The sequence below is a fragment of the Candidatus Nanopelagicales bacterium genome (assembly GCA_028687755.1).
Taxonomy (GTDB): domain Bacteria; phylum Actinomycetota; class Actinomycetes; order S36-B12; family S36-B12; genus UBA11398.
The window spans coordinates 45,162-68,588 of sequence record JAQTZL010000008.1; the positions used below are offsets into that span (position 1 = coordinate 45,162).

Below are 23,427 nucleotides of genomic sequence, written 5' to 3' on the forward strand. Positions count from 1 at the left end.
CGCTCGTGGCACTTTCCTTTTATGACACCGCAACGCGCACTCAGCGCGAGTTTGTCCCCATCGAGCCGGGCAAGGCTGGGATCTACTTGTGCGGTGCCACCGTGCAGGCGCCGCCACATGTTGGGCATATTCGTAGTGGCGTCGCCTTTGATGTGCTGCGCCGCTGGTTGATTGCCCGCGACTACGACGTCACTTTCATTCGCAACGTCACCGATATTGATGACAAGATCATCAACAACGGCAAAGCGCAGGGAATCCCTTACTGGCTTGTTGCTATCAATAACGAGCGCGCTTTCACCGATGCATACAACATCTTGGGTTGCTTGCCACCAACCTATGAGCCACGCGCGACCGGTCACATCACCGAGATGGTCACATTGATGCAGCGTCTCATCGAAGCGGGGCATGCCTACGAACTCAATGGCGATGTGTATTTTGATGTGAAGTCATTTGCAACCTATGGAAATCTGAGTGGCCAAAAACCAGACGACATGGTTGCCTCCGCTGACTCTGAAGCAATGGGTAAGCGTGATGCGCGCGATTTTGCGATGTGGAAGTCAGTAAAGCCTGGTGAGCCTTCATGGCCAACACCTTTTGGCGATGGGCGGCCAGGTTGGCATATTGAATGTTCGGCGATGGCAGGTAAATACCTTGGCCCGAATTTTGATATTCATGGGGGCGGCCTTGATTTAATCTTTCCGCATCATGAAAATGAAATTGCGCAGTCGCAAGCTGTAGGCGATGGTTTCGCGAACTATTGGATGCATAACGCCTGGGTGACTACTGCTGGCGAAAAAATGAGCAAGTCGTTGGGTAACTCACTACTCGTCTCTGAAGTTGTGAAGCGCATCCGGCCAGTTGATCTGCGCTACTACTTGGTTTCCGTTCATTACCGCTCGATGCTTGAGTATTCGGATGGATCTGTTCAAGAAGCAGGCCAAGCATTTCGTCGCATTGAGGGCTTTATCGCACGTGCACAAGAGTTTCTTGGTGCGCAAGCTCAAGGTCTCACTGAAACGCGACCACAGCAATTCGATGATGCGATGGATGATGATCTTTCGGTCGCTCAAGGATGCGCGGTGTTACACGACACTGTGCGGGCGGGCAATGCGGCTTTGACTGAGCAGAACCATCAGGATGTCGCCGTGGCACTTGGTTCAGTTCTTGGAATGTTGGATGTGTTGGGCTTACATCCCCGCGATTGGCCAAAAAGTGCTGGTGGAAGTGACCAGACCACTGAAGTGATTGACGGTTTGGTGCAGGCACTGCTTGTTCAGAGGCAAGAAGCACGCGCACGTAAAGACTTTGAAGCAGCTGATGCGATTCGCAATGGATTGGACTCCATGGGAATTCGCATTGAGGACACTCCGCAAGGGGCACGTTGGACTCTCGAGCAATAACTCATCGCGCACGATCTTCTAGCAAGGGGTAACAACACATGGCAGGCAATTCACAGCGTCGAGGCGCGATGCGCAACCCTGGCACAAAGAAGGGCGCAACTGTTGGCTCTGGAGGCCAGCGCCGCAAGCAGCTCAAGGGCAAGGGACCAACACCAAAGGCTGTTGAGCGCCCGTATCACCAAGCGGCCAAGCGAAAGAAGGCTTCAGAGCGCGCTGCGGATAGTCCTCGTTCGACCTCAACTGGTGGCCGTCGTCCAGCTCGCCGCGAAGACTCAAGCATGCTCATGGGGCGTAATGCGGTGGTTGAAGGCTTGCGTGCAGGTGTTCCAGGAAAGACCCTCTACATGCAAACGCGCGTAGAAGCCGATGATCGTTGGCGCGAGTCACTGCGCCGCGCGATCGCGTCAAATATCCCTGTGCTTGAAGTAACGAAAATTGAACTCGATCGCATGACCGATGGCTCCGTGCATCAAGGCATGGTGCTTACCGTTCCCGCATATGAATACTCAGAGCTCAGTGACATCAGTGACAGCAACTTGATCGTTGCGCTTGATGGCGTGACTGATGCACGCAACCTAGGTGCGATTGCAAGATCTGCTGCCGCTTTTGGTGCCGGTGGCATCGTGGTTCCTGCGCGCCGCTCCGCTGGCGTGAACGCTGGCGCTTGGAAAACATCTGCAGGTGCTCTCGCCCGCGTTCCAGTAGCTCAGGTCACTAACCTCACGCGTGCATTGAAGTCCCTGCAAACCTCCGGCTATGCAGTTGTTGGCCTGGCTGCTGAAGCTGAACACACATTTGCTGATTTACCAAAGCGTGTTCTTTCTGAACCAGTCGTGATTGTGATCGGCTCGGAAGGCAAGGGCCTTTCGCGGTTGGTCGCCGAAACCTGTGACTGGCAAGTGCGTATCGAGATGTTTGACGGCAATGAATCGCTCAATGCTTCCGTTGCCGCGGGTATCGCTTTACATGCAGTGAGTATCGCTCGCTAGTACTCATCCTCGTGCGGAAGATGAAGCAATAGTTCTTGGGTGGTGTCATTGGCATTGCCGATGCGTGCGCCGAGAACTGATTGCTCGTCTGGCTTCTTTGACAACACATTTTCAATGTAGTCATTGACTGAATCTTCAAACTTCACACTGCTTCCTGCACGCTCTGACATAAACCAGCGATGCTCTAAGACTTCGTGAAAGATTTGGGCGGGCTCAAGTTTTCGACGCATGTCGTATGGAACTTTTTCCATGACCTTCTCGAAACGATCATTGACCCAGCGGTGTGCCGCAAATTCCTCATCGTCTGGGCCTGATTCAATTTTGTAGCGATATGAATCAAGGTCGTTGAGTAGGCGACGGGCTTGTTGCTCTTCCGCATCGATACCGGTCAAACGCAAGAGACGATGCATGTGATGACCAGGATCCACCACCTTTGGAGTCACCACGACCTGGTCCTTATCTTGACCAGTGGTGACTTGAAGTTCGGCGACGTCAAACCCAAGATCGTTCAGTCGGCGAATCTGCGCTTCTAGTTCAAAACGATCGGCTCGAGAAATCACAAGCGTGCGCTTGAGTTCATTCCAGAGTTTTTCGTAACGCTGGTGCAGGCTGATGCCTACCTCAATTGGGTCGATGCCTTCATGGAGGCGACCGCCTGCTTGTAGATCAAGGAGTTCGCCAGCAACGTTCGTTGCTGCTGTTTCGAGATCGTAGGCGCGCTGACCATCGCTGAGCTTCTCGTGTAATTCACCGGTTTCTGCATCAACGAGATAGGCGGCGAATGCGCCAGCGTCGCGTCGAAACAAGGTGTTGGAAAGGGAGCAGTCGTTCCAGGAGAAACCCGCAAGATGCAGTTGAACGAGTAACACTGCCAGCGCATCGAGCAGGCGAGAAGCAGTATCAAGGCGAAGGCTTGAAGAAAAGAGTGCTCGATAAGGCAATGAGAACTTCAGGTGCTCGGTGATCAAAGCAGAGGGTAGTGGTTCGCCTAGATGGTCGAAGCGTTCGGAAATCACTGCGACGGGTGAAACGGTAGGAACATCGCGATCAAGTAATTCATGAAGTAGTGCGTATTCGCGCGATGCGTAGTACTGCTCAATTTCCTTCACCGCATAGACACGATTGTTGATGCGAACAAAACGCACGATGTGTCGGCTAATTCCGCGCGGCAGTGCCACGACAAGTTCGTCAGACCATTGCTCCAAGGGAATTTCCCATGGCAAGAACGCCAGTTCAGGTTCCGTCGAGTTACCGGTGAGGAGCACGTCGAAAGTCTGACATGTCAGTCCGGGATATCGCGAAGACTCTTGGTTACAGTCAATTGCACAAACGTTGCATTTAATACTGGAGGAATTGTGATTCGTACTCGTGGAGCAATGCTGCTCGCAACCGCACTCGTTGCAGGCGCAGCACTTGCAGGATGTTCAAGTAGTGACAGCACTTCAGGTGATGCAACACCAAGCGCATCAGCTTCAATGGTGGGTGGCATGACTGAGTGCACCGAAGCTGCCATCAAGCCAACCTTGGAACAAGGCCTAGCAAAAGACGTGACATTGATGTCATGGGATGCCTTGTCGTGTGCTGACGGTTGGGCAGTTGTCGGCGCAACAATCGGTGACGGTGAACATGGTGCGCCAACATCGTTCATCTTTGAACAAGAAGGTCAGTTCTGGATTCCAAAGGAGCAGGCAGACGTGTGTGGCACCGTTGACTACAGCAAGACCCCAACGGCGTATCCAGCGGACGCAACAATTCCCGAGGCACTTTTCGAAGGCGGATGTCTCGCTGGCTAAGGAGCACGGTTACATGAAAGAGGGGCACCGGATTTGCGGTGCCCCTCATTCATTGCAGAGCCCCCAGTCGGAATCGAACCAACGACATCCTCATTACAAGTGAGGTGCTCTACCAACTGAGCTATAGGGGCAGGCTGATAAGTCTAGAAGAGTGCTCGCAGGGACGTGATTCGCCCTCAGAATCGGGGTTTATAGGGGGAGTTGTCGCGATCACAACGTTTACATGGGATCAGGCGCGAAAGTAACGATTTGGCTGGTTTCGGAAAAAGATTCTTCAACTCTTCCCATTGCGGCAACTTGATGTATATATTCACGCCACAGGCGAAAGACCCAAGGCAGCGACCCCCGTCGTTGCTAACAACCGGAGGAATAATGAAGAAGACTCTTATCGGCGCAGCAGCTCTTGGCATGGTTGCAGCAGCAGCTCTCGTTGCAGCACCAGCACAGGCAGCTACCTCGAACGTCAACGTTCAGGTCAAGCTCGTCGACTCATCAATCTTGGCATCAGACGGTGTGCCAGCAGCGAAGACTGCTTGCGTGACCGAAGATGGCCCAGCAGCAGGCGCAACTTTGAAGACCCCAATCGTGTTCAAGGACAAGTCAGGCAAGGTTGTTGGCACCGGCAAGGTAACTAAGGTCAGCCTTACTTACGCAGGTGGCGACTTCGCAGGCTTCTTTACCTGCACCGTGTCAGGCGTTGTCAGGGTTGACACTGCAAAGGCAGCAACCGTGACTGTGGGCAAGACCGCTCCAGTCAAGGTCACCGCAGCTGGCATCACGAAGGACAAGAACTTCGTGAAGATCGAACTCTCAGCAGCTGAGTAATTCTCGACGCTGAAATCCCCCTGTCGACCTTAGGGTTGGCAGGGGGATTGTCGTTTTCGTGAGGGGATTTCGCTTTCAGCGGATCTTCGCGTACCTTAAAAGGGTCATCAACCGATGACTGGGAGCTTTAGAGCTCACGAGCGAGTCTTGATCTTTCGCGGCCAACTGTCGCCATTCGAGACACGCAAATTCGTCTCGAATGAGAGTTGTGTTTGTTATGCCTACTTCCCCTGCCTCAAATCCTTCGTTCACCGATCTTGGTGTTGACCCAGCCTTCGCGTCGGCTCTGGCCCGCCAAGGAATCATGGAACCGTTCGCAATTCAGGTAGCAACATTGCCTGACGCAATTGCTGGTCGTGATGTCCTGGCCCGTGCCCAAACAGGATCAGGAAAGACCCTTGCCTTCGGCCTCGCGGCGCTGACCAACTTGCTTGGTAAGACCGCGCATCGCCGTCAGCCACTCAGCTTGATTTTGGTGCCTACCCGCGAGTTGGCAATGCAGGTCAATGACACACTTCGCCCAATTGCAGATGCTGCTGAACTTCGCTTGCGTCTCATCGCCGGCGGTATGCCATACGCAAAGCAGATCGATGCACTTGATCGTGGTGTGCACATGCTCGTTGCAACGCCAGGTCGTTTGATGGACCTTGCGGACCGTGGATCCGTTGACTTAAGCAGTGTTGAAATCACGGTGCTTGATGAAGCTGACCAGATGGCAGACATGGGCTTCATGCCAATCGTCCGTGAAATCTTGGACCTCACCAAGCCAGGAAGTCAGCGCTTGTTGTTCAGTGCGACGCTTGATGGCGACGTTGATGCTTTGCGCAAGGCATACATGAACAATCCTGTTACCCATTCCCTCGCACCATCGTCTGCATCCGTTGACACGATGGAGCATCACGTTCTTCTCGTGCACCCGATGGACAAAGAACTCATCACCACGCAGATTGCTGCACGCGAAGGTCGCACGATTTTGTTCGCACGCACCCAAGCTGGTGTAGATCGCATCGCTGATCACTTGCAGTCACAAGGTGTTGCCGCTGGCGCACTTCATGGTGGCAAGACTCAAGCAGTGCGTACTCGCACCTTGGATGCATTTAAGAATGGCGTGACTCCAGTGCTTGTTGCAACGGACGTTGCAGCTCGCGGTATTCACGTCGATGGAATTTCTTTGGTTCTACACGTTGACGCTCCAAGTGATCCAAAGGATTACTTGCACCGTGCCGGTCGCACGGCTCGCGCAGGTGAGTCCGGCACCGTTGTCATCCTCGCCGCTCCAAAGCAACAGCGCACAGTTTCGGCACTTACTTCACGCGCGGGCGTTGACCCAGATGTAAAGCGCGTTCGCCCAATGGATCAGCACTTGGTTGAAGTAACAGGTGCGCGCGAACCTTCAGGTGAGCCTTGGTTCCCACCACGCGAGCCTGCTCGCGGTGGTCGCGGTGGTTCACGTTATGGCAGTGGTGGCGGCGATCGTGGCCGCTCATCAGGTGGGCGCTCAGATCGCGGACCACGTCGTGATGATCGCGCACCACGTTCTTTTGATGACCGCCCTGCACGTTCATACGAAGATCGCCCAGCGCGCACGTACAACGATCGCCCACCACGTTCTTTTGATGATCGTGCTCCGCGTCGTGATGACCGTGCACCACGTTCTTTTGATGATCGTGCTCCGCGTCGTGATGACCGTGCACCACGTTCTTTTGATGATCGTGCTCCGCGTCGTGATGACCGCGCACCACGTTCTTTTGATGATCGTGCTCCGCGTCGTGATGACCGCGCACCACGTTCTTTTGATGATCGTGCTCCGCGTCGTGATGACCGCGCACCACGTTCTTTTGATGATCGTGCTCCGCGCAAGTTCGATGATCGCCCAGCTCGCTCGAGCAACGATCGTCCGGCGCGTTCTTACGATGATCGTGCTCCGCGTCGTGACGATCGCGCACCACGCAATTTCGATGATCGCGGACCTCGTAAGTTCGATGATCGCGCTCCACGTAAATTTGATGATCGCCCGGCTCGCTCGAGCAGTGATCGCCCAGCTCGTACATATAACGATCGTCCAGCACGTTCATACGATGATCGTGCTCCGCGTCGTGATGACCGTGCACCACGTTCATTCGATGATCGTGCTCCGCGCAAGTTCGATGATCGTCCTGCTCGCTCGAGCAGTGATCGCCCTGCGCGTTCATATGACGATCGCCCAGCTCGTTCAGGTGCAGGCGCACCAAAGCGTGCCGACAAGCCTCGTCATGGGTCAGTTGCGCGTAAAGCAGCAGCCGGTGGGCGTCCAGCAAAGAGTGGCCCAGCAAAGCGCAAGGGCGCGCCAGCAAGTGCTCGCAAGGGTCGCTAACTAGGCTCGCTTGCGCGAGTGATGAGCTCGCAATACGGCGGGAGCCTTGATGATTAACTGGGTCGTACCTGAGCAAGTTTCAGGTTTGGCGCTGTGGCCGCTTGCGGTTGTTGTTGTCGTGCTGATTGCACTCAACATCATCAATCATCGGGTAGCGCCGCAAACCCATTACTTGTTGTGGGCCTTTGCGTTTGCCGTCGTCTTTCTTGCGATTGGTTTGCTCGATGGTTGTTCCTGGACCGATATGGGTCTTGGGAAGGGCTACTTCATCCCAGGGCTCGTATGGGCCGCGATATGCATCGGCGCAATTGCGTTGGTCTATTTCGTCGGTTCACTGATCAAGCACACACGTACCGCCTTTCATGATGAGCGGATGGCCGATCTCAGTGCTCGAGGAGTGCTGTTTCAGTCATTGATTGAAGTTCCCCTTGGCACAGTGCTGCTCGAAGAGATCGCTTTTCGATCAGTGTTGTTTGCCATGTTGGCCCGGCGCTTTGGATTGACCTGGGCCATCGTGATTTCCTGCCTGGCCTTTGGCCTTTGGCACATCTTGCCTTCGATTGGCACCCATGAGCAGAACCCTGCTTTGGGGTCAATGGTCGGGGAGGGACGGCGCGCAAACATCCTGGCCGTGCTGATCAGCGTGATCACGACAGGGGTTTCGGGCGTGCTCTTCATTGGTCTGAGATTGGTCTCTGGCAGCGTTTTGGCCCCGATGGGCTTCCACTGGGGAACCAACGGGCTTGGTTATGCCTTTAGCTGGGTCCTGATCAGAATTCGAGACAGAGGGGCAAAATCCGGACCTAAATGACAACGGTGTTGTTTGCCATCTACGATAGGCACACTGTTGTTCGCATGGAAGGATTTCGGCATGGACGCTGCCCGTCAGAGCTTTGGTCATCAGGCCACCGCACTGTCTGATCGCGACCGGGAAATCCTGGAGTTCGAGCGTCAGTGGTGGAAGTACGCAGGCGCCAAAGAGCAGGCCATTCGTGACCTCTTCGATATGAGCGCTACTCGCTACTACCAAATTCTCAATGGCTTGATCGATCAGCCAGCCGCAATGGAGTTGGACCCAATGTTGGTCAAGCGTCTTCGTCGCATGCGTTCATCACGTCAAAAGGCACGCTCAGCTCGTCGTTTGGGCGTTGAGCTCGAGTCACGCTAAATCCCATGACTGCTGTGGGGGCAATGCGTAAAGCGCTCGTCAGTTGTGTCGGGCTCGGCATGGTTGCGGGCGTTGTGGTTCTGGCTCCAACCGCACAAGCAGCAAATCCACCAATCGTGGTGTGGGCTGACCAAATTCGCGCAGATGTATTGAATGCGCAGTTCCCGCAAGGTTTCCGCGGCACCAAAATCAAAGTCGTAGTCAAAGACAGTTTGGCTGCGATCAAAGATGAACTCACAACAGTGAAGTCTGCGGATGCACCGGATGTGATTGCAGCAGAGCATGAATCAACAGGCGAGCTCGTTGACGCCAAGTTAGTGCGAAGCCTTGTACTTGGTAGCGATCGCATCTCTGTGTTTCCACCCAATGTGTTATCGGGTTTCCGTTATAACGGCAAGATCTTTGGCGTACCAGTGCAATTTGAAAACCTTGCAATGGTGACCAACGTGAGTCTGGTGCCAAAGCAACCACAAGACTTCAAAAAAGTTGTTGCGATTGCAACCCGCTTGATGAAAAACAAGAAAGCAACCGCAGGTGTTGCCGTGGGCCAGGGAGCAAATGGCAACGCCTACAACATGTATCCCTTCTTTAGCGGGCTTGGCGGCTATGTCTTTGGCAAAGACGACAAAGGCAATGCCAGCACCAGTGATGTTGGAATCGCAAACCCGGCCTTTCTTGCATATTCGACTCTGATTAAAGACTGGAACTCGGCACGAGTCATTGACTCATCGCTGAATACCCAGGAAGCCAAAGACGCTTTCGCCGCAGGCAAAGCACCGTTTTGGATTACCGGGCCGTGGGACCTCAACGCGATCATCGCTTTACCTTTCGGTTACCGGATCACTTCAGTGCCGGGCATGGTGAGCGGAAAGTCCCCAGCACCATTGCTAGGGATGAAGGGCTTTATGGTCACGATTTACGCCCAAGCTCACCAGGTTCGAAAGGCCGCTTCGGATTTCGTCGTTGAAGGATTATCGAAGGCTGGGATCCAGGCGGCCTTTGCCAACGCTGCCCGTCGGATGCCAGCCAGCAGTAAAGCGGTCTCGGGAGTTACCGATGCCCGCCTCAAGGCCTTTGGCGCTGCCGGCGCTGCCGGTATTGCGATTCCAAACGTGCCTGCCATGGGTGAGGTCTGGGCTCCTCTAGGCAAGGCCTGGGCGGTCACGACAAAGGGCTCAGGGGCAAAAGGGCCAGTACCTGCCTTCACCGACGCTCAAAACAGCGTGGTTCAGGCCATCGCTGCCCGGGGTTAAGCCCAATCTGGGCCACTTCGCCCCTGGCGAAACCGGGAAATCTTATTTGCACTCTCAGGGTCCGAGTGCTAAAAATGGGTTAGCACTCGACACCTGAGAGTGCCATTTTCCGCTCGGCGTTCCTGGAGGAACAGATCAATGTCAAAGATCATCGCATTTGATGAAGAGGCTCGTCGCTCGCTTGAGCGCGGCATGAACGTGCTCGCAGACGCAGTCAAGGTCACCCTTGGACCTAAAGGTCGCAACGTTGTGTTGGAGAAAAAGTGGGGCGCTCCCACCATCACCAACGACGGTGTTTCCATTGCTAAGGAAATCGATCTCGAAGATCCATACGAAAAAATCGGCGCAGAGCTCGTCAAGGAAGTCGCCAAGAAGACTGACGACGTAGCTGGCGACGGCACCACCACCGCAACAGTGCTTGCACAGGCACTCGTGCGCGAAGGTCTTCGCAACGTTGCCGCTGGCTCAAACCCAATGGGCTTGAAGCGCGGCATCGAGAAGACCGTTGACGTTATCTGTGCAGAGCTCCTAGCCATGGCAAAGGATGTTGAAACCAAAGAGCAGATCGCATCAACCGCTGCAATTTCAGCCGGTGGCGACGCAGAAGTTGGTGGCCTCATCTCTGAAGCCATGGACAAGGTTGGCAAAGAAGGCGTCATCACTGTTGAAGAAAGCAACACCTTCGGTCTTGAGCTTGAGCTCACCGAGGGTATGCGCTTCGACAAGGGCTACATCTCTGCGTACTTCATGACTGATCCAGAGCGCATGGAAGCAGAACTCGAAGATCCATACATCCTGCTGACTAACCAGAAGATCTCATCAGTGAAGGATCTCCTTCCACTGCTTGAGAAGGTCATGCAGTCAGGTAAGCCATTGGTGATCATCGCTGAAGACGTTGATGGCGAAGCGCTTTCAACTCTCGTCGTGAACAAGATCCGTGGCACCTTCAAGTCAGTTGCTATCAAGGCTCCAGGCTTTGGCGATCGCCGCAAGGCAATGCTGCAAGACATTGCAATCCTTACTGGTGGCCAGGTCATCAGCGAAGAAGTTGGTCTCAAGCTTGAAACTGCAGGGCTCGAACTTCTTGGCCGCGCTCGCAAGGTGCAGGTCAGCAAGGACGAAACCACGATCGTTGAAGGTTCAGGCAATGTTGATCAGATCAACGGCCGTGTGAATCAGATCCGCGCAGAAATCGAAAACTCAGATTCAGATTACGACCGTGAGAAGTTGCAAGAGCGTTTGGCGAAGTTGGCCGGCGGCGTTGCAGTCATCAAGGTTGGCGCTGCAACTGAAGTTGAGCTCAAGGAGCGCAAGCACCGCATCGAAGACGCAGTGCGTAACGCAAAGGCTGCAGTCGAAGAAGGCATCGTCCCTGGTGGCGGCGTCGCTTTGATTCAGGCTATGGCTTCAGCCTCAGCAAAGATCGATGCACTTGGACTTACGGGCGAACAGCTCACTGGTTCAAACATCGTTCGCGTTGCGGTGAGTGCACCGTTGAAGCAGATCGCTGAAAACGCAGGACTTGAAGGTGGCGTCGTCGCTGAAAAGGTTCGCGAACTTCAGGCAGGTTGGGGCCTCAACGCTGCAACTGGTGAATACGTCGACATGATTGCCGCTGGCATCATCGACCCTGCAAAGGTCACCCGTTCAGCACTCCAAAACGCAGCCTCAATTGCGGCACTGTTCCTCACCACTGAAGTTGTTGTTGCTGACAAGCCTGAGAAGGCTGCTCCAGCAATGCCTGGTGGCGACATGGGCGGCATGGACTTCTAGTTCAACGCACAGCATTTCAACGAGCGGCATCCCTTTGGGGTGCCGCTCGTTGCATAGGGTCAGCAAATGATCATTGCCGGAGCCTGGAGTAAAACTCCTGCAGCAGTTGCCTTGACGCTCACCTCACAGGTCAACGGCAAGAACCTCACCCTGACCGCGCCCGTTGACTCCGCCGATCTCACTATCGATGCTGCCGGCTGTGTACTCACGATGAGTCTGGGGATAGACAGAACCAAGACCGGCAACTTCCTCTTGGATCTAGGCCTGAGTGCATTCCTCTCCAGTTACGGTGCCAAGGAACTGATGTACGTGGGTTCAGGGCCTGCTGGAGTGGATCCACTGCTCGTGGGGGGTGTGGCCACCTCAGGGCGTGTTGCGGTGGATCTGGAGCTTGAACTACACCTCAGTGCCGGTCAATCCAGACGTCGTGCGCACTGTTGACCAACACATCAGTCACTCCGGGCTGACGAACAAGGGCATCGAGGGGACCAAGACCCAAGTACTCCCGTCGCAGTTCTGCCACGAGCGACATGAGCGCGCCTTCACCGAGCACGATGCCTTCGTCGAGCAACGCTGCAGCCACTTCAGCCGGCAAGCGGGTTCCGGTCGTCGTGACGATCAAGAAGCACTCATACTGGACTACGAGTGCGCCGTACAACGGTCGCTACCTGATTCCTGTGAGCACTGAGAATCGTGAAGCTGCAGGCATCAAAGCCGGCGAGAGCATCACGGATGGATTGGCAGTCGAACCGGCCCCTCGTGAAGTCAGCGTCCCGGCCGACCTCGCCTCCGAGCTGCGGAGAATATGACGGCGAGAGACTCCTTCGCAAGCCTGTCCTTCAGCAATCATCGCGGCTACGTGCTGTGGATTGAAGATGCCAAGAAGGACGAGACCCGATCAGCGCGAGTGCTGAAGAGCATCGAGTCCCTTGAAGCAGGAAAGAAGACGCACTGAGGCGAGCACACGATGATGTGAGAGATCTGCGGCAACCAGTTCAGCGATCTGCATTGCTTTGCAGCCACAAATGGGGGAATGCGATCGCGTTGTCTTCTGGACGAGAAGCAGATGAGCCGATGGAATGCGTGGATGGGCGGCGGTACGCGTAGATTGAGCGATACGCGTAGATTGTGTGTGAACTGCTAGCTTCACGCCGACAAATAGCTCGTGCAAACAGCACCACACCTTCACGAAGATCCCACGAGAATTCATTCCTCTACATAAGGGCTCCAGTTCCACGTGCCACATTCCATCTCACTGAAACAACTTCATTCACGGGCTTAGACATCCTGATCCGGATCTTCATATCTGCTGAGATCTCTTGCGGTCTGTCGCTTGGCATTTCGCTCCCACAACGCTAGCGAATCCTCACTGGTCAGGAGGCAATCACACTCGGGGCAGTCCCGCGCAAAATGAAATGTAAATCCGACATTCAATTGGCGAAAAGCGGTTGACGCTCACTCTCAGTGCACTCATACTATCAGTTCTGCGCTACCCAGAGAGGTGCCCAGTGCTTTCCGACTGAGAGGTGGCGAGATGTTGCGATCATCTTCAAGCCGAATTGCACGGAGCTTGCTCGTGATATTGATTGTGACATTTGCCGTCACTGCGATGCTGAGTCTGGCTCCTGGTTCCGTTGCCGGCGTGATCCTGGGCGAGAATGCCACGGCTGAGCAGGTGGCAGCACTAAATGAGAAGCTGGGATTGAACCAGCCAATTCTGGTGCAGTACTGGAATTGGATGATCAATGCGCTGCAAGGAGATCTAGGCAACTCAGCAATCACAGGTCAGTCGGTAACGTCTGCCATCATCGAGCGAATTCCCGTCACACTTGAGTTGGCAATTCTTGCGGTTTCGATGGCACTCGTCATTGCAGTGCCCCTAGCGATCATCTCCGCCACGCGCCCGGGTTCTCGCACGGATCGAGTGATCAATGCATTCTCGTCGATGTTCCTGTCGATCCCCGCGTTCGTTGCTGGGCCCGTGCTCATCTACCTGCTCGCAGTGCAATTCAATCTCTTCCCGGTCAACGGGTGGAGTCGCATCGAGGAAGACGGACTCCTGCTGAACTTGCGTTCTGCATTTCTCCCGGCTCTTGCAATTGCCCTTCCCGAGATTGCTTCCTTCCACCGGCTCTTACGCACCGATCTCATCACCACATTGCGCGAGGACTACATCGCAGCAGCACGGGCAAAAGGCATGACTGGATCATTTGTGCTGGTGCGGCACGCACTTCGTCCGTCATCGTTCTCCCTTGTCACCCTCTTCGGCATCAACCTCGGTCGAGCAATTGGTGGCGCGGTCATCGTGGAGAGCCTGTTCTCGCTGCCTGGCTTGGGACAGTTGGTGGTCACTTCCATATCTGCGCGCGACATCACGATGGCAACGGGTGTGGTCGTATTCACCGCTGTCGTCTATGTCGTAATCAATACGTTCATTGATTTCAGTTACGGATTCTTGGATCCAAGAGTGCGCAAAGGATCAACCTCATGACGACAACCGTGCATACAAGCGATATGGCGGAGCCGCTATCCGGCGGAACAGGCCTCGCCCCCGCAAATGATCCGCTGGTTCCGGCGACGCAGAAGACGCGCTCCGTCATGGTGTATCTATCGTTCGCGTGGCTGGCGTTGGTTGTCTTCTCGGCGCTGTTTGCCAGCCTGCTGCCGATTGGCTCCTACGAGGTTCCTATAGGAAGGCCACGCCAGCCCCCACAGTTCGGCTCAATTGAGATGCTGCTGGGCACTGATCAACTTGGTAGATCCGTTCTGGCCAGGCTCGTCTATGGAGCAAGAGTCTCACTATTGGTCGGAACCGTTTCAGGGATAGCCGGCTTCACCATCGGTACGACGCTGGGGATGATCGGCGGGTACTTCGGACGAAAGATTGATGCGGTCATCACTATTGTCACTGATGCCCTCTTGGCCTTCCCCGCGCTGATCCTCCTGCTTGCGCTCTCTTCCATCTTGACCCCGAGTTTGCAGACGATGATGATCGGATTGACCCTCATTGTGGTGCCCACGTTCGTGCGATTGTCGCGGGCGACCACGATTGCATGGAATGCTCGTGAGTTCATCCGAGCAGCGCGCAATATGGGAGCTGGAAACACCCGGATCATCGCTAGGGAACTGCTGCCGAATGTACTGCCGCCAATCGCCACCTACCTGCCGATTGTCATCGCAGCTCTCATCGTCGCGGAAGGTTCTTTGAGCTTCCTTGGACTCGGCATCCCTCCGCCAACTCCAAGCTGGGGCGGGATGATCGCATCCGGCAAAGACGTGATCGCCAACTATCCAGCCTTGGTATTCATTCCAGCAGGAGTCATCTTCCTGGCTGTGTTCTCACTCAATCAGGCTGGAGACTTTCTCCGGGTTCGCCTTGATCGCACGATGCAGGACTAGTACCAACGAGTGGGGAATGCATTCATCATTCACAACACAACCGAAGGGAACTCGATGAAACGAATGAGAAAATCGATCCTCACCACCACCATGGTGAGTGTCGCAGCACTCGTGCTTGCGGCATGCGGTGGAGGTGGAGAGGCAGACGTATCCAGCACAGGTGGAACCACCTCAGGCGAGCCTGTAGCGGGCGGTAGTGCATCACTCCTGATGATGACGGAGCCAACCAGTCTGGATCCGGCGAAGATCACGGTGGGTTACTCGGGAAGCGCTCCCGTGGGAACCTCGCTCTACGGAACGCTCTTCACGCAGGACCTCACCACGTACGAATTGATACCCTCAATCGGAGAGAGCCTGACGTCGAGTGACGCTGGCAAGACCTTCGACCTCAAGCTCCGGCCTGGCGTCACCTTCAGCGACGGCTCCGCACTCAATGCTGAGGCCGTGAAGTTCAATTGGGATCGCATGAAGAATCCCGAGTTGGGATCCGCTTCGTTGGGCACAGCTGCGCAGGTGACCTCTACCAAAGTTGTCGATGACCTGACCATGCAATTCACAATGGGAGTGCCCAATCCGAACTTCGGGCAGGGCATCACAGTCTCGTCGCTGAACTGGATCGCTTCCCCTGCCGCGCTGGAGAAGGGCTCAGAGGCGTTCGATGCAAATCCCATTGGTGCCGGTCCCTTCACATTGAAGAGCTGGATTCGCCAGGACAAGATGGAACTGTCCAAGAACCCCTCGTACTGGAATGCGCCAAAGCCGTACCTCGACTCCCTCACGATCCGCACGGTGCTGGATTCCGCACAACGCCTGAACACCCTCCAGGCAGATGGCGTGGATATTGTTGTGGATAACAAGGCCGACAACACTCAGAAGGCCGAGGCTGCCGGTTACGGCACCTACCAGGTGATGCTCAATGGCGGCAATGGCTTCGCCTTGAACTTCCGCAAGGCGCCATTCGATGATCCCAAGGTACGAGAAGCCTTCGTGAAGGCGATCGATATCAGCCTCATCAACGAGGTTGTCTACGAAGGCGGGGCAGAACTGCCAACATCGCTGTTCAATGCTGATGCCCCGTTCTACACCGGAACGCAGATCACGCAGTTCAATGCCACCGAAGCGCAGGCGCTCTTCGATGAGATTGCAGCAAAGCAGGGAAAGCCCGTGGCGATCACGCTGACCGCGTACTCGCTGCCACCGAGCAATACCGTCGCTCAGGCGATCCAGGCACAGATGTCGACCTACAAGAACGTCACCGTCAAGGTGGAGGAGTTCGACTTCCCCACTGCACAGGGCAAGTCGCTCAGTGGTGACTTCCAGGCGATGAGTTCCGGAACGAACTTCCTGGATCCGGAGACCCAGATGTACACCTGGTTCCACGGGGATTCGAAGGGGAACACCAGCGGCATCAATGATCCAGTGCTCAATGATGCGCTCGACACCGGACGCCAGGCCACTGACATCGGTGAGCGCAAGGATGCCTACGCGATCGCTCAGGATCGGATTACGTCGCTGAATCCTTACCTCTGGTACGTCTCACCTCAGGGCTTCTTCTGGACAGGAAAGAAGTTCGGAGGCGGCATCGAGTACTACGGCAGTGGCTCACTTGTCACTGAAGGACTGTGGATGCAGCCATAGAAGTGCGGATTGCTGACAGCTCCATTTGATTCCCAGGAGGCCCGACTCATCATGACGAACACCACCCCCTTGCTCGAGGTGCAGCATCTACGAGCGCATATCGGAACCCCACGAGGGTCCGTGCGCGCTGTCGATGATGTCTCATTGAACCTTGAGGCAGGGCAGGCGTTGGGAGTCGTTGGTGAGTCGGGCTCTGGGAAGTCCATCATGGCCCGGGCGATCATGGGCCTGATGCCCCCACGCTCAGCCTGCACAGGCGAGGTTCGCCTTCAGGGAAGAGACCTCTTCTCGCTTTCCAAGAAGGAGAAGCAGGAACTGCTGGGCAATCAGATCGCCATGGTGTTCCAGGACCCGGGGCGATCGCTGAACCCAGTAGTGAGGGTGGAGCGCCAGATCTCAGAGGGCATGCGAAAGCATCTCGGCGTCAGCAAAAGCGAGGCTCACACCCGCGCCCTGCAGCTTCTCGTTGAAGTGGGGGTCCCGGATCCTGAACCTCGTCTTCGCAACTACCCCCATGAGATGTCTGGAGGCATGCGCCAACGCGTCATGCTTGCCATCGCGTTGGCGTGTGAGCCAGTGCTGCTGATTGCCGACGAGCCCACCACCGCACTGGACGTGACGATTCAGCGGCAGATCCTTGATCTTCTGAGATCTGTGCAGCGCGAACGCGGCATGGCCATGATGCTCATCAGCCACGATCTTTCAGTCGTGGCCGGCAGAACGGATCGTGTATCGGTGATGTATGCAGGGAGGCTGTCCGAGACTGGCCCCACTCGCGAAGTCTTCGAGTCCCCCCGACACCGGTACACCGAAGCCCTTCTTGGCGCTACACCATCGATTGCCACGGGACGGCATCAGAGGCTCCGCGTCATCGATGGCTCCCTGCCTGATCCCGTGAGCCCCCCGGAGGGATGCCGCTTTGCTCCGCGATGCGAATTCAGCACACCTGCGTGCATCGATCCAGGACCAGCGTTGACCACAGCGAGTACAGAACACCAGTTCGCCTGCCTGCACCCTGTCGAGCATGCAGCGCGGGACACCGTGAACGTTGGACAAGGGGGACGCTGACATGGCTGGTAGCGGTACAGCACACCTGCGTGACGAACAAGCACTGCTTTCGGTCAAGGATCTGGTGGTCGAGTATCCGACTTCAGGCGGCTTGGTCCAAGCAGTATCGAAAGTGAGCTTCGACGTGGTACGCGGCGAGACCTTGGGCATCGTTGGCGAGTCTGGTTGCGGAAAGTCCACAACAGGCCGATCAGTGCTTCGACTCGACCGGTTGACATCGGGACAGATCTCCTTCAAAGGCGAGTCAATCGAGCGTGCAAGCGAACGCGAGATGCGCAAGCTTCGACGCGAGATGCAGATGATCTTCCAAGATCCGATCGCCTCGTTGAATCCGCGGAGAAGGGTGGAAGACATAGTCGTCGAGGGCCTTGCAGTAGCCAAGCGGCCGGAGGAGGAGCGGAAGCAGACATCGAAAGATGTGCTGAGCCAGGTCGGACTGTCGGGTGAACGGTTTGCCAAGGCCTTACCGCGGGCTCTCTCAGGAGGCCAGGCGCAAAGAGTCGCGATCGCACGTGCGTTGGCCCTGCGCCCTGACCTCCTCATTTGCGATGAGCCGGTTTCGGCACTTGATGTATCCGTTCAAGCACAGGTTCTGAATCTCCTTGAAGACCTCAAAGCCGAACACAACCTCACCATCATCTTCATCTCGCACGACTTGGGCGTAGTACGCACAGTGAGTGATCGAGTGATGGTGATGTACCTGGGTAAGGTCTGCGAGTTCGGTGAGCCGGAGGCTGTCTACAACCACCCAGCTCACCCATATACTCGCGCGCTCCTGGACTCCGTGCCTCAGGCAGATCCTGACGTCGCATTCGGAGGGCCTGCCCTCGAAGGCGACGTTCCTTCTCCTCTTTCGCCCCCCAGTGGTTGTAGGTTCCGCACGCGCTGCCCCAAGGTGCAGGACAAGTGCGCCGCAGAGGAACCGCTCATGCAAGAGGTATCGCCCGGACAATTTGTTGCATGCCACTTCCCGCTTCCGCCTATCCCCAACTCGTCGGTCGAGATCGCGGCACCCTGAGGTGACACATGACTCACAGACTGGCTTTCGTGCCTTACGTCACATGTGTCACCGATGACATCTCGGACCACTTTCACCGATGAGAGGCGCTACTGCTAGAGACCTGCGGCAACCAGTTCAGCAATCTGAACAGCGTTCAACGCCGCCCCCTTGCGAAGATTGTCGTTGCCGACAAACAACACCAAGCCTCGACCGTCCGCTACCGACTGGTCTTGGCGGATGCGACCGACCAGCGACGGATCGGTGCCCGCAGCTGCCAATGGAGTTGGCACATCAACCACTGACACACCAGGTGCGCTGCTCAGCAATGCTGTTGCCTCATCGACAGTGATTGCTCGATCAAACTCAGCGTTGATCGAGAGTGAGTGACCGGTCAGGCAGGCGGAATGGATCTTGACGTGCGGGGCACGGCTGCCTTCGAAGAAGTGGATGTGTCCATCCCCGGAATCGGGAAACTTTCTGACCTGGAGTTACAGGTTCGTGCTCAAATCCCTCTGGCCCAAGTGGCCTGAGTCACCCGAGCGGCCCCAACCCAAGGGTCGCTGGGTACCCTTGACCCATGCCTACAGGAACCGTGAAGTGGTACGACACTGAGAAGGGCTTCGGCTTTCTCGCATCAGACGAAGGTGAAGACGTCTTCGTCCATGTGTCTACGCTGCCTGATGGCGTCACGGCACTCAAGCCTGGAACAAAGGTCGAGTTCGGCATCGTTGACGGCAAGCGCGGTAAGCAGGCACTGTCAGTCAAGATCATTGGCCCGACCCCTTCTGTGGTCAAGGGCAGCCGCAAGCCTGCTGGCGATCTTGCTGGCCTCGTTGAAGACCTCATCAAGTTGCTTGATGGCGTGGCCACGCAGCTTCAGCGGGGTAAGTACCCTGCAGATGTCATGGCACAAAAAACCGCCGCAGTGTTGCGCGCGGTTGCCAACGACCTCGACATTTAATTTCCTGTTAAGGCGTGCTGAGCGCTTGGAAAAATTCAGTTGCAGTCCACACTGCAAGGGCCAATAGCACTAATCCCGAAGCGATACGTACGCGCGATAAAGGGATGCGCTGTTGCAGCCAGCGACCCAGCACTACTGCAATACCAGCAACAGCGATCAGCCCAATCCAAGCACCAACAAATACGGTGAACGGCTGCCCTGTTTTCGCAGCTTGAGCAGCAGCAAAAATCTGAGTGAGGTCACCCCATTCGGCCGCAAAGATCACAACAAAGCTTGTGATGATTGTGCGACGCACGGATTCGGTAGACGACGCGCCAACTTTTGCTAAAACTTCTGATTCTTCAGCTGCTTCTTCTTGTGCTTCCTGGGCCCGCGATTTCAAGCCCCCGCGAATTAAAACGATTGAACCAGCCAAGAAAAATATGGCAGTAACAGCAAGAACCGGTTCCTGCGGCAGAAGTGCAATAAACCCGCCAGCTGTAACGGCGATAAGGCATTGAATGAAGAATGCAGCGCTGACACCGAGCCATACGTAGAGGTGTCGAAAACGAGTCGCGAGCACCAATGATGCAATGAAACTCTTATCTGGAAGTTCAGCAAGGAAAATAACGAAAAACGTCGTTAATGCAATCCCAAGGTCGAACGTTTGATTCAAGGTGAACTACTAGTTCGTGATTTTGAACAACCACAAACCGCGCATCTTGTTGTTGCTGATTGAAGCAACAGCAAGCGGAGTTCCTTCGGCATTCAGTGTTGTGCCAGTTGGAACAGTGAAACGGAAGTAGGTCTCTGTGATGGGTTCTGGACTCAGTGGCTGGCCATTGAAGAATGCGGTCCAACCTTCTTCTGCGACTACTGGGTCAACGCTGATGCCCACGGTGTTACCCACCATTGATGGAACGCTGAGAGCGCTAGGCAGTGCATCTTCCAAGTTGGTGGCCAGGTTTTGGCAGTTAAGGCCTGCTTCGTCGACATTGAAGTCCCAGCACAGTGCCTCTTCATTCACGCTGTTGACGCCGCTGACCACAGACACAGCCGGCGCAGGCTTTGTACATCCGGAAAGCGCAAGAGCAGCAATACCAAGGGCAACGACAGGGGCAATTCGACGAATCATCACGCCCGCAGCCTACGGGATTGCTGGTGTTTTGCCCCCGGGGGTTCAGCACGGGTCATAGGTACGCGAGAATCGACCTGTGACTGACATCGACACTCAAGTGGCCATCGTGGACGATCCGCGGCTTCTTGATGCTCAGGAACTGACCCGCGACGCCCTAATCGGAGAAGTTGGCGCGGAATATGTCGGTGAATTTGTCAGCGCCATGATGGACGCCGATCACATAGCAACCCACCTTTATACCTGTCTCAACCCCGCCTATGTCGGTTGGAATTGGGCTGTCCTTGTCGTGCGTGCGGCTGGCACTGATTCGGTCACGGTCAACGATGTGGTCTTGATGCCGGGGGAGCAGGCCCTGGTTGCCCCAGCTTGGGTGCCATGGAGTGAACGGGTTCAACCAGGTGACCTTGGTGTCGGCGACATCCTGCCCACTCCAGCAGATGACCAACGACTCATCGCCGGACTCACTGGCGAAGATGAACTTGAAGGTGTGGCCTCCCTTGCTCCATTGACGCCAGGTCAGTGGGAACTTGGTCTTGGTCGAGCTCGCGTGCTTTCTCCACTTGGGCGTGAAGCGGCGGCTCATAGGTGGCACGTAGGTGACACGGGCCCGCAGACAGCAATGGCGAGAAATGCAGCCCATGAATGTTCAACCTGTGGCTTCTTGGTAACTGTGGGTGGTGTGGTTGGTCAGGCTTTTGGAATCTGCGCTAATGAACTTGGTGCGGCAGACGGGCGCATCGTGAGTTTGGGCTTTGGCTGCGGTGCGCATTCCGAGGTTCTCGTTGAACCACCCGTTGAGCCCGCTGAGGGATCCCTGCCAGATGAAGCTGGGGATTTAGGCCACTCCTAAACACTGTTCGAATTGAATTCCAGGAGCGGTTACTTCCCTTGGGCCTTGCGCCGCAAAAACACCAAACCTAAAACCCCGCTGGTAATTGCGATAGCTGACATCAGCAGCCATTGCTGGACATTTCCGTCTTGTGTCTTCAAAACGACGGCACCAACGACGCCGGCGATCACCCAAGCTAGCGTGCCAATTCGGACAGCAACTTGCGCTGAAGCCACTGAACCTGGCTCTGCCCGATAGGCACTTGTCCGACTCATGGTGCTGCCTTCCCTCATGTCCAACAGTTGATGGAGTTCTCACGCTAGTCTCCGGCCATTCATCAACCCGAGGGTGCATGTCCATTAGTACCGAGCCAAAATCTGGCTTCGACAAGTATTTCGAACTATCCGCACGCGGATCCAATTACAGCCGTGAAATCCGAGGTGGATTTGTCACCTTCTTCACGATGGCATACATCGTAGTGCTGAATCCACTGATCATTGGTACTGCAAAAGATGTGAACGGTCAGTTCATCGGCGAAAACACAGATGTTCTTCAGTCAATCACGATGGTCACCGCAGCAACAGCCCTCGTTGCTGGCCTCATGACAATCCTGATGGGTGCCATTGGCCGTTTCCCGGTTGCTATTGCTGCCGGCCTTGGCCTCAACGGTTTCGTTGCCTTCACCCTTGCCCCTCAGATGACCTGGGCAGACGCCATGGGTCTTGTAGTGCTTGAAGGCTTGTTGATTCTGTTGTTGGTACTCACCGGCTTCCGCTCTGCTGTCTTCAAGGCAGTGCCAGAGCAGCTTAAGTACGCAATTGGCGTGGGTATTGGTTTGTTCATCACCATCATCGGTTTAGTGGACTCGGGCATTGTTCGCTCGGGTGTTCCACTTATTTCGTTCGGATTCTTCGGTGAGCTTCAAGGCTGGCCAATTCTGACCTTCGTGATCGGTTTGATCATCACCATCGTGTTGTTGGTGCGCAAGGTCAAGGGCGCAATCTTGATTTCCATTCTGGCTACGACCGTGGTTGCAATGATTATTGAAGCCGTGGCAGGCGTTGGAGCCAAGTCAACAGATAACCCACTTGGTTGGGGCCTGAACGTTCCTAAGGTGCCAGAGTCAATTGCTGCTACCCCGGATCTTGGATTGCTTGGTCAGTTCAACCTCTTTGGCAGTTTTGAATCAATCGGCGTTGTTGCAGCAATCCTGGCGATTTTCTCGCTCATGCTCTCTGACTTCTTCGACACCATGGGCACCGCTTTTGGTCTTGCCACTGAAGCTGATTTGCTTGATGAAGAAGGAAACATTCCTCACTTCGAGAGCATCCTTGTTGTCGACTCACTCGCAGCAGTCGCTGGCGGTGTGGGTTCGGTCTCGAGCAACACTGCATACATCGAGTCAGCATCAGGCATCGGTGAAGGTGCACGCACTGGTATCGCATCATTGGTTACCGGTCTGCTGTTCTTGATCGCAATGTTCTTCTCGCCGCTGGTCACAGTGATTCCTTACGAGGCTGCAACGCCGGCTCTGGTAATTGTTGGTTTCTTGATGATGACGCAAATTCGTCACATTGACTTCACCGATTACTCGATCGGCATCCCTGCCTTCTTGACGATCGCCTTGATGCCATTCACCTACTCAATCACCAACGGCATTGGTGCTGGTTTCGTGAGCTGGGTCATCATCAAGATCGCAACCGGCAAGATCAAGGAAATCAACTGGCTGATGTGGGTTATCTCAATCGCCTTTGTTTTGTACTTCGCGATCAACCCAATTGAGCAGCTGCTTGGCGTATCCGGGTAGTAAAGCTTTAAGGTCGGGTCATGAGTCCTAAGGCCCGCCGCATCATCACCCTCG

The 23,427-nt window shown here is 55.4% G+C and carries 26 protein-coding genes and 1 tRNA gene; 21 read left to right on the forward strand and 6 right to left on the reverse strand.

What is annotated here, in order from left to right:
* Positions 1-5 precede the first annotated feature (5 nt).
* Both cysS and rlmB read left to right on the forward strand, forming a co-directional pair.
* Entirely contained in the window at positions 6-1,400 is a 1,395-nt protein-coding gene (gene cysS / locus PHN51_09840; protein MDD2819075.1) for a cysteine--tRNA ligase, read from the forward strand.
* Positions 1,401-1,438: 38 nt separating this feature from the next.
* Complete coding sequence (rlmB, locus tag PHN51_09845; GenBank protein ID MDD2819076.1) at positions 1,439-2,389, forward strand: 23S rRNA (guanosine(2251)-2'-O)-methyltransferase RlmB; 951 nt, start codon at positions 1,439-1,441, stop codon at positions 2,387-2,389.
* Here the strand turns inward: rlmB and PHN51_09850 are convergent.
* Positions 2,386-3,654 carry a DUF4032 domain-containing protein gene (locus tag PHN51_09850; protein MDD2819077.1) on the reverse strand — a complete coding sequence of 423 codons (1,269 nt, stop codon included), beginning with the start codon at positions 3,652-3,654 and terminating at the stop codon, positions 2,386-2,388. The genes rlmB and PHN51_09850 overlap by 4 nt on opposite strands.
* Before the next feature lie 90 nt (positions 3,655-3,744).
* On the opposite strand from PHN51_09850, the gene PHN51_09855 reads away from it, so the two are divergent.
* Positions 3,745-4,182 carry a hypothetical protein gene (locus PHN51_09855; protein ID MDD2819078.1) on the forward strand — a complete coding sequence of 146 codons (438 nt, stop codon included), beginning with the start codon at positions 3,745-3,747 and terminating at the stop codon, positions 4,180-4,182.
* Positions 4,183-4,240: 58 nt separating this feature from the next.
* Here PHN51_09855 and PHN51_09860 read toward each other — a convergent pair.
* Positions 4,241-4,313, reverse strand: a tRNA-Thr gene (locus tag PHN51_09860).
* A gap of 241 nt (positions 4,314-4,554) precedes the next feature.
* Between PHN51_09860 and PHN51_09865 the strand changes: the two genes are divergently transcribed.
* From PHN51_09865 to PHN51_09930, 14 genes are all read left to right on the forward strand, one after another.
* On the forward strand, positions 4,555-5,007 hold the full coding sequence (locus PHN51_09865) for a hypothetical protein (protein ID MDD2819079.1): 453 nt from the start codon (positions 4,555-4,557) through the stop codon (positions 5,005-5,007).
* Between the two features lie 217 nt (positions 5,008-5,224).
* Positions 5,225-7,360 (forward strand): DEAD/DEAH box helicase, encoded by a 2,136-nt coding sequence (locus PHN51_09870; GenBank protein ID MDD2819080.1) that lies wholly within the window; start codon positions 5,225-5,227, stop codon positions 7,358-7,360.
* A gap of 49 nt (positions 7,361-7,409) precedes the next feature.
* Complete coding sequence (locus PHN51_09875; GenBank protein ID MDD2819081.1) at positions 7,410-8,171, forward strand: CPBP family glutamic-type intramembrane protease; 762 nt, start codon at positions 7,410-7,412, stop codon at positions 8,169-8,171.
* Between the two features lie 60 nt (positions 8,172-8,231).
* Positions 8,232-8,528 (forward strand): DUF3263 domain-containing protein, encoded by a 297-nt coding sequence (locus PHN51_09880; GenBank protein MDD2819082.1) that lies wholly within the window; start codon positions 8,232-8,234, stop codon positions 8,526-8,528.
* Between the two features lie 5 nt (positions 8,529-8,533).
* The gene (locus PHN51_09885) at positions 8,534-9,781 is read left to right on the forward strand and encodes an extracellular solute-binding protein (GenBank protein MDD2819083.1); all 1,248 of its coding nucleotides are present in this window, start codon (positions 8,534-8,536) and stop codon (positions 9,779-9,781) included.
* 138 nt (positions 9,782-9,919) lie between these two features.
* The gene (gene groL / locus PHN51_09890) at positions 9,920-11,554 is read left to right on the forward strand and encodes a chaperonin GroEL (protein MDD2819084.1); all 1,635 of its coding nucleotides are present in this window, start codon (positions 9,920-9,922) and stop codon (positions 11,552-11,554) included.
* Between the two features lie 66 nt (positions 11,555-11,620).
* Positions 11,621-11,995, forward strand: a complete 375-nt coding sequence (locus PHN51_09895) for a hypothetical protein (protein MDD2819085.1) — start codon at positions 11,621-11,623, stop codon at positions 11,993-11,995.
* An 89-nt stretch (positions 11,996-12,084) separates the two neighbouring features.
* Positions 12,085-12,363 carry a DUF1905 domain-containing protein gene (locus PHN51_09900; GenBank protein MDD2819086.1) on the forward strand — a complete coding sequence of 93 codons (279 nt, stop codon included), beginning with the start codon at positions 12,085-12,087 and terminating at the stop codon, positions 12,361-12,363.
* Positions 12,360-12,509: a YdeI/OmpD-associated family protein gene (locus PHN51_09905; protein MDD2819087.1), complete on the forward strand. Its 150-nt coding sequence runs from the start codon at positions 12,360-12,362 to the stop codon at positions 12,507-12,509. The genes PHN51_09900 and PHN51_09905 overlap by 4 nt, the downstream gene beginning before the upstream one ends.
* A 579-nt stretch (positions 12,510-13,088) precedes the next feature.
* On the forward strand, positions 13,089-14,045 hold the full coding sequence (locus PHN51_09910; GenBank protein ID MDD2819088.1) for an ABC transporter permease: 957 nt from the start codon (positions 13,089-13,091) through the stop codon (positions 14,043-14,045).
* Complete coding sequence (locus PHN51_09915; protein MDD2819089.1) at positions 14,042-14,953, forward strand: ABC transporter permease; 912 nt, start codon at positions 14,042-14,044, stop codon at positions 14,951-14,953. The genes PHN51_09910 and PHN51_09915 overlap by 4 nt, the downstream gene beginning before the upstream one ends.
* A 63-nt stretch (positions 14,954-15,016) precedes the next feature.
* The gene (locus PHN51_09920) at positions 15,017-16,591 is read left to right on the forward strand and encodes an ABC transporter substrate-binding protein (GenBank protein MDD2819090.1); all 1,575 of its coding nucleotides are present in this window, start codon (positions 15,017-15,019) and stop codon (positions 16,589-16,591) included.
* A gap of 51 nt (positions 16,592-16,642) precedes the next feature.
* Positions 16,643-17,659 (forward strand): ABC transporter ATP-binding protein, encoded by a 1,017-nt coding sequence (locus PHN51_09925; protein MDD2819091.1) that lies wholly within the window; start codon positions 16,643-16,645, stop codon positions 17,657-17,659.
* Between the two features lies 1 nt (position 17,660).
* Positions 17,661-18,677, forward strand: coding sequence for an ABC transporter ATP-binding protein (locus tag PHN51_09930; protein MDD2819092.1), 1,017 nt, complete (start codon positions 17,661-17,663; stop codon positions 18,675-18,677).
* Positions 18,678-18,772: 95 nt separating this feature from the next.
* On the opposite strand, the gene PHN51_09935 is transcribed toward PHN51_09930, so the two are convergent.
* A complete protein-coding gene (locus tag PHN51_09935; protein ID MDD2819093.1) occupies positions 18,773-19,009 on the reverse strand; it encodes an Asd/ArgC dimerization domain-containing protein in 237 nt (78 codons plus the stop codon).
* Positions 19,010-19,042: 33 nt separating this feature from the next.
* Between PHN51_09935 and PHN51_09940 the strand changes: the two genes are divergently transcribed.
* On the forward strand, positions 19,043-19,189 hold the full coding sequence (locus tag PHN51_09940) for a hypothetical protein (GenBank protein ID MDD2819094.1): 147 nt from the start codon (positions 19,043-19,045) through the stop codon (positions 19,187-19,189).
* Positions 19,190-19,236: 47 nt separating this feature from the next.
* Positions 19,237-19,620: a cold shock domain-containing protein gene (locus PHN51_09945; protein ID MDD2819095.1), complete on the forward strand. Its 384-nt coding sequence runs from the start codon at positions 19,237-19,239 to the stop codon at positions 19,618-19,620.
* Between the two features lie 7 nt (positions 19,621-19,627).
* Here PHN51_09945 and PHN51_09950 read toward each other — a convergent pair whose 3' ends face one another.
* Both PHN51_09950 and PHN51_09955 read right to left on the reverse strand, forming a co-directional pair.
* Positions 19,628-20,275, reverse strand: a complete 648-nt coding sequence (locus PHN51_09950) for a TMEM165/GDT1 family protein (protein ID MDD2819096.1) — start codon at positions 20,273-20,275, stop codon at positions 19,628-19,630.
* 9 nt (positions 20,276-20,284) lie between these two features.
* The gene (locus tag PHN51_09955; protein ID MDD2819097.1) at positions 20,285-20,737 is read right to left on the reverse strand and encodes a hypothetical protein; all 453 of its coding nucleotides are present in this window, start codon (positions 20,735-20,737) and stop codon (positions 20,285-20,287) included.
* Positions 20,738-20,813: 76 nt separating this feature from the next.
* On the opposite strand from PHN51_09955, the gene PHN51_09960 reads away from it, so the two are divergent.
* On the forward strand, positions 20,814-21,587 hold the full coding sequence (locus PHN51_09960; protein ID MDD2819098.1) for a DUF3027 domain-containing protein: 774 nt from the start codon (positions 20,814-20,816) through the stop codon (positions 21,585-21,587).
* Between the two features lie 29 nt (positions 21,588-21,616).
* Here PHN51_09960 and PHN51_09965 read toward each other — a convergent pair whose 3' ends face one another.
* Positions 21,617-21,841, reverse strand: coding sequence for a hypothetical protein (locus PHN51_09965; GenBank protein MDD2819099.1), 225 nt, complete (start codon positions 21,839-21,841; stop codon positions 21,617-21,619).
* Positions 21,842-21,918: 77 nt separating this feature from the next.
* On the opposite strand from PHN51_09965, the gene PHN51_09970 reads away from it, so the two are divergent.
* Entirely contained in the window at positions 21,919-23,373 is a 1,455-nt protein-coding gene (locus PHN51_09970) for an NCS2 family permease (GenBank protein ID MDD2819100.1), read from the forward strand.
* Positions 23,374-23,427: the final 54 nt, after the last annotated feature.

Excerpts from the sequence above, each read along its gene's own strand:
- PHN51_09905 (MDD2819087.1), top strand. The coding sequence starts at position 12,360 with ATGACGGCGAGAGACTCCTTCGCAAGCCTGTCCTTCAGCAATCATCGC.
- rlmB (MDD2819076.1), top strand. The coding sequence starts at position 1,439 with ATGGCAGGCAATTCACAGCGTCGAGGCGCGATGCGCAACCCTGGCACA.
- PHN51_09870 (MDD2819080.1), top strand. The coding sequence starts at position 5,225 with ATGCCTACTTCCCCTGCCTCAAATCCTTCGTTCACCGATCTTGGTGTT.
- PHN51_09895 (MDD2819085.1), top strand. The coding sequence starts at position 11,621 with ATGATCATTGCCGGAGCCTGGAGTAAAACTCCTGCAGCAGTTGCCTTG.
- PHN51_09930 (MDD2819092.1), top strand. The coding sequence starts at position 17,661 with ATGGCTGGTAGCGGTACAGCACACCTGCGTGACGAACAAGCACTGCTT.
- PHN51_09865 (MDD2819079.1), top strand. The coding sequence starts at position 4,555 with ATGAAGAAGACTCTTATCGGCGCAGCAGCTCTTGGCATGGTTGCAGCA.
- groL (MDD2819084.1), top strand. The coding sequence starts at position 9,920 with ATGTCAAAGATCATCGCATTTGATGAAGAGGCTCGTCGCTCGCTTGAG.
- PHN51_09970 (MDD2819100.1), top strand. The coding sequence starts at position 21,919 with ATGTCCATTAGTACCGAGCCAAAATCTGGCTTCGACAAGTATTTCGAA.
- PHN51_09900 (MDD2819086.1), top strand. The coding sequence starts at position 12,085 with ATGAGCGCGCCTTCACCGAGCACGATGCCTTCGTCGAGCAACGCTGCA.
- PHN51_09910 (MDD2819088.1), top strand. The coding sequence starts at position 13,089 with ATGTTGCGATCATCTTCAAGCCGAATTGCACGGAGCTTGCTCGTGATA.
- PHN51_09875 (MDD2819081.1), top strand. The coding sequence starts at position 7,410 with ATGATTAACTGGGTCGTACCTGAGCAAGTTTCAGGTTTGGCGCTGTGG.
- PHN51_09965 (MDD2819099.1), bottom strand. The coding sequence starts at position 21,841 with ATGAGTCGGACAAGTGCCTATCGGGCAGAGCCAGGTTCAGTGGCTTCA.
- PHN51_09925 (MDD2819091.1), top strand. The coding sequence starts at position 16,643 with ATGACGAACACCACCCCCTTGCTCGAGGTGCAGCATCTACGAGCGCAT.
- PHN51_09915 (MDD2819089.1), top strand. The coding sequence starts at position 14,042 with ATGACGACAACCGTGCATACAAGCGATATGGCGGAGCCGCTATCCGGC.
- PHN51_09945 (MDD2819095.1), top strand. The coding sequence starts at position 19,237 with ATGCCTACAGGAACCGTGAAGTGGTACGACACTGAGAAGGGCTTCGGC.
- PHN51_09880 (MDD2819082.1), top strand. The coding sequence starts at position 8,232 with ATGGACGCTGCCCGTCAGAGCTTTGGTCATCAGGCCACCGCACTGTCT.
- PHN51_09920 (MDD2819090.1), top strand. The coding sequence starts at position 15,017 with ATGAGAAAATCGATCCTCACCACCACCATGGTGAGTGTCGCAGCACTC.
- PHN51_09885 (MDD2819083.1), top strand. The coding sequence starts at position 8,534 with ATGACTGCTGTGGGGGCAATGCGTAAAGCGCTCGTCAGTTGTGTCGGG.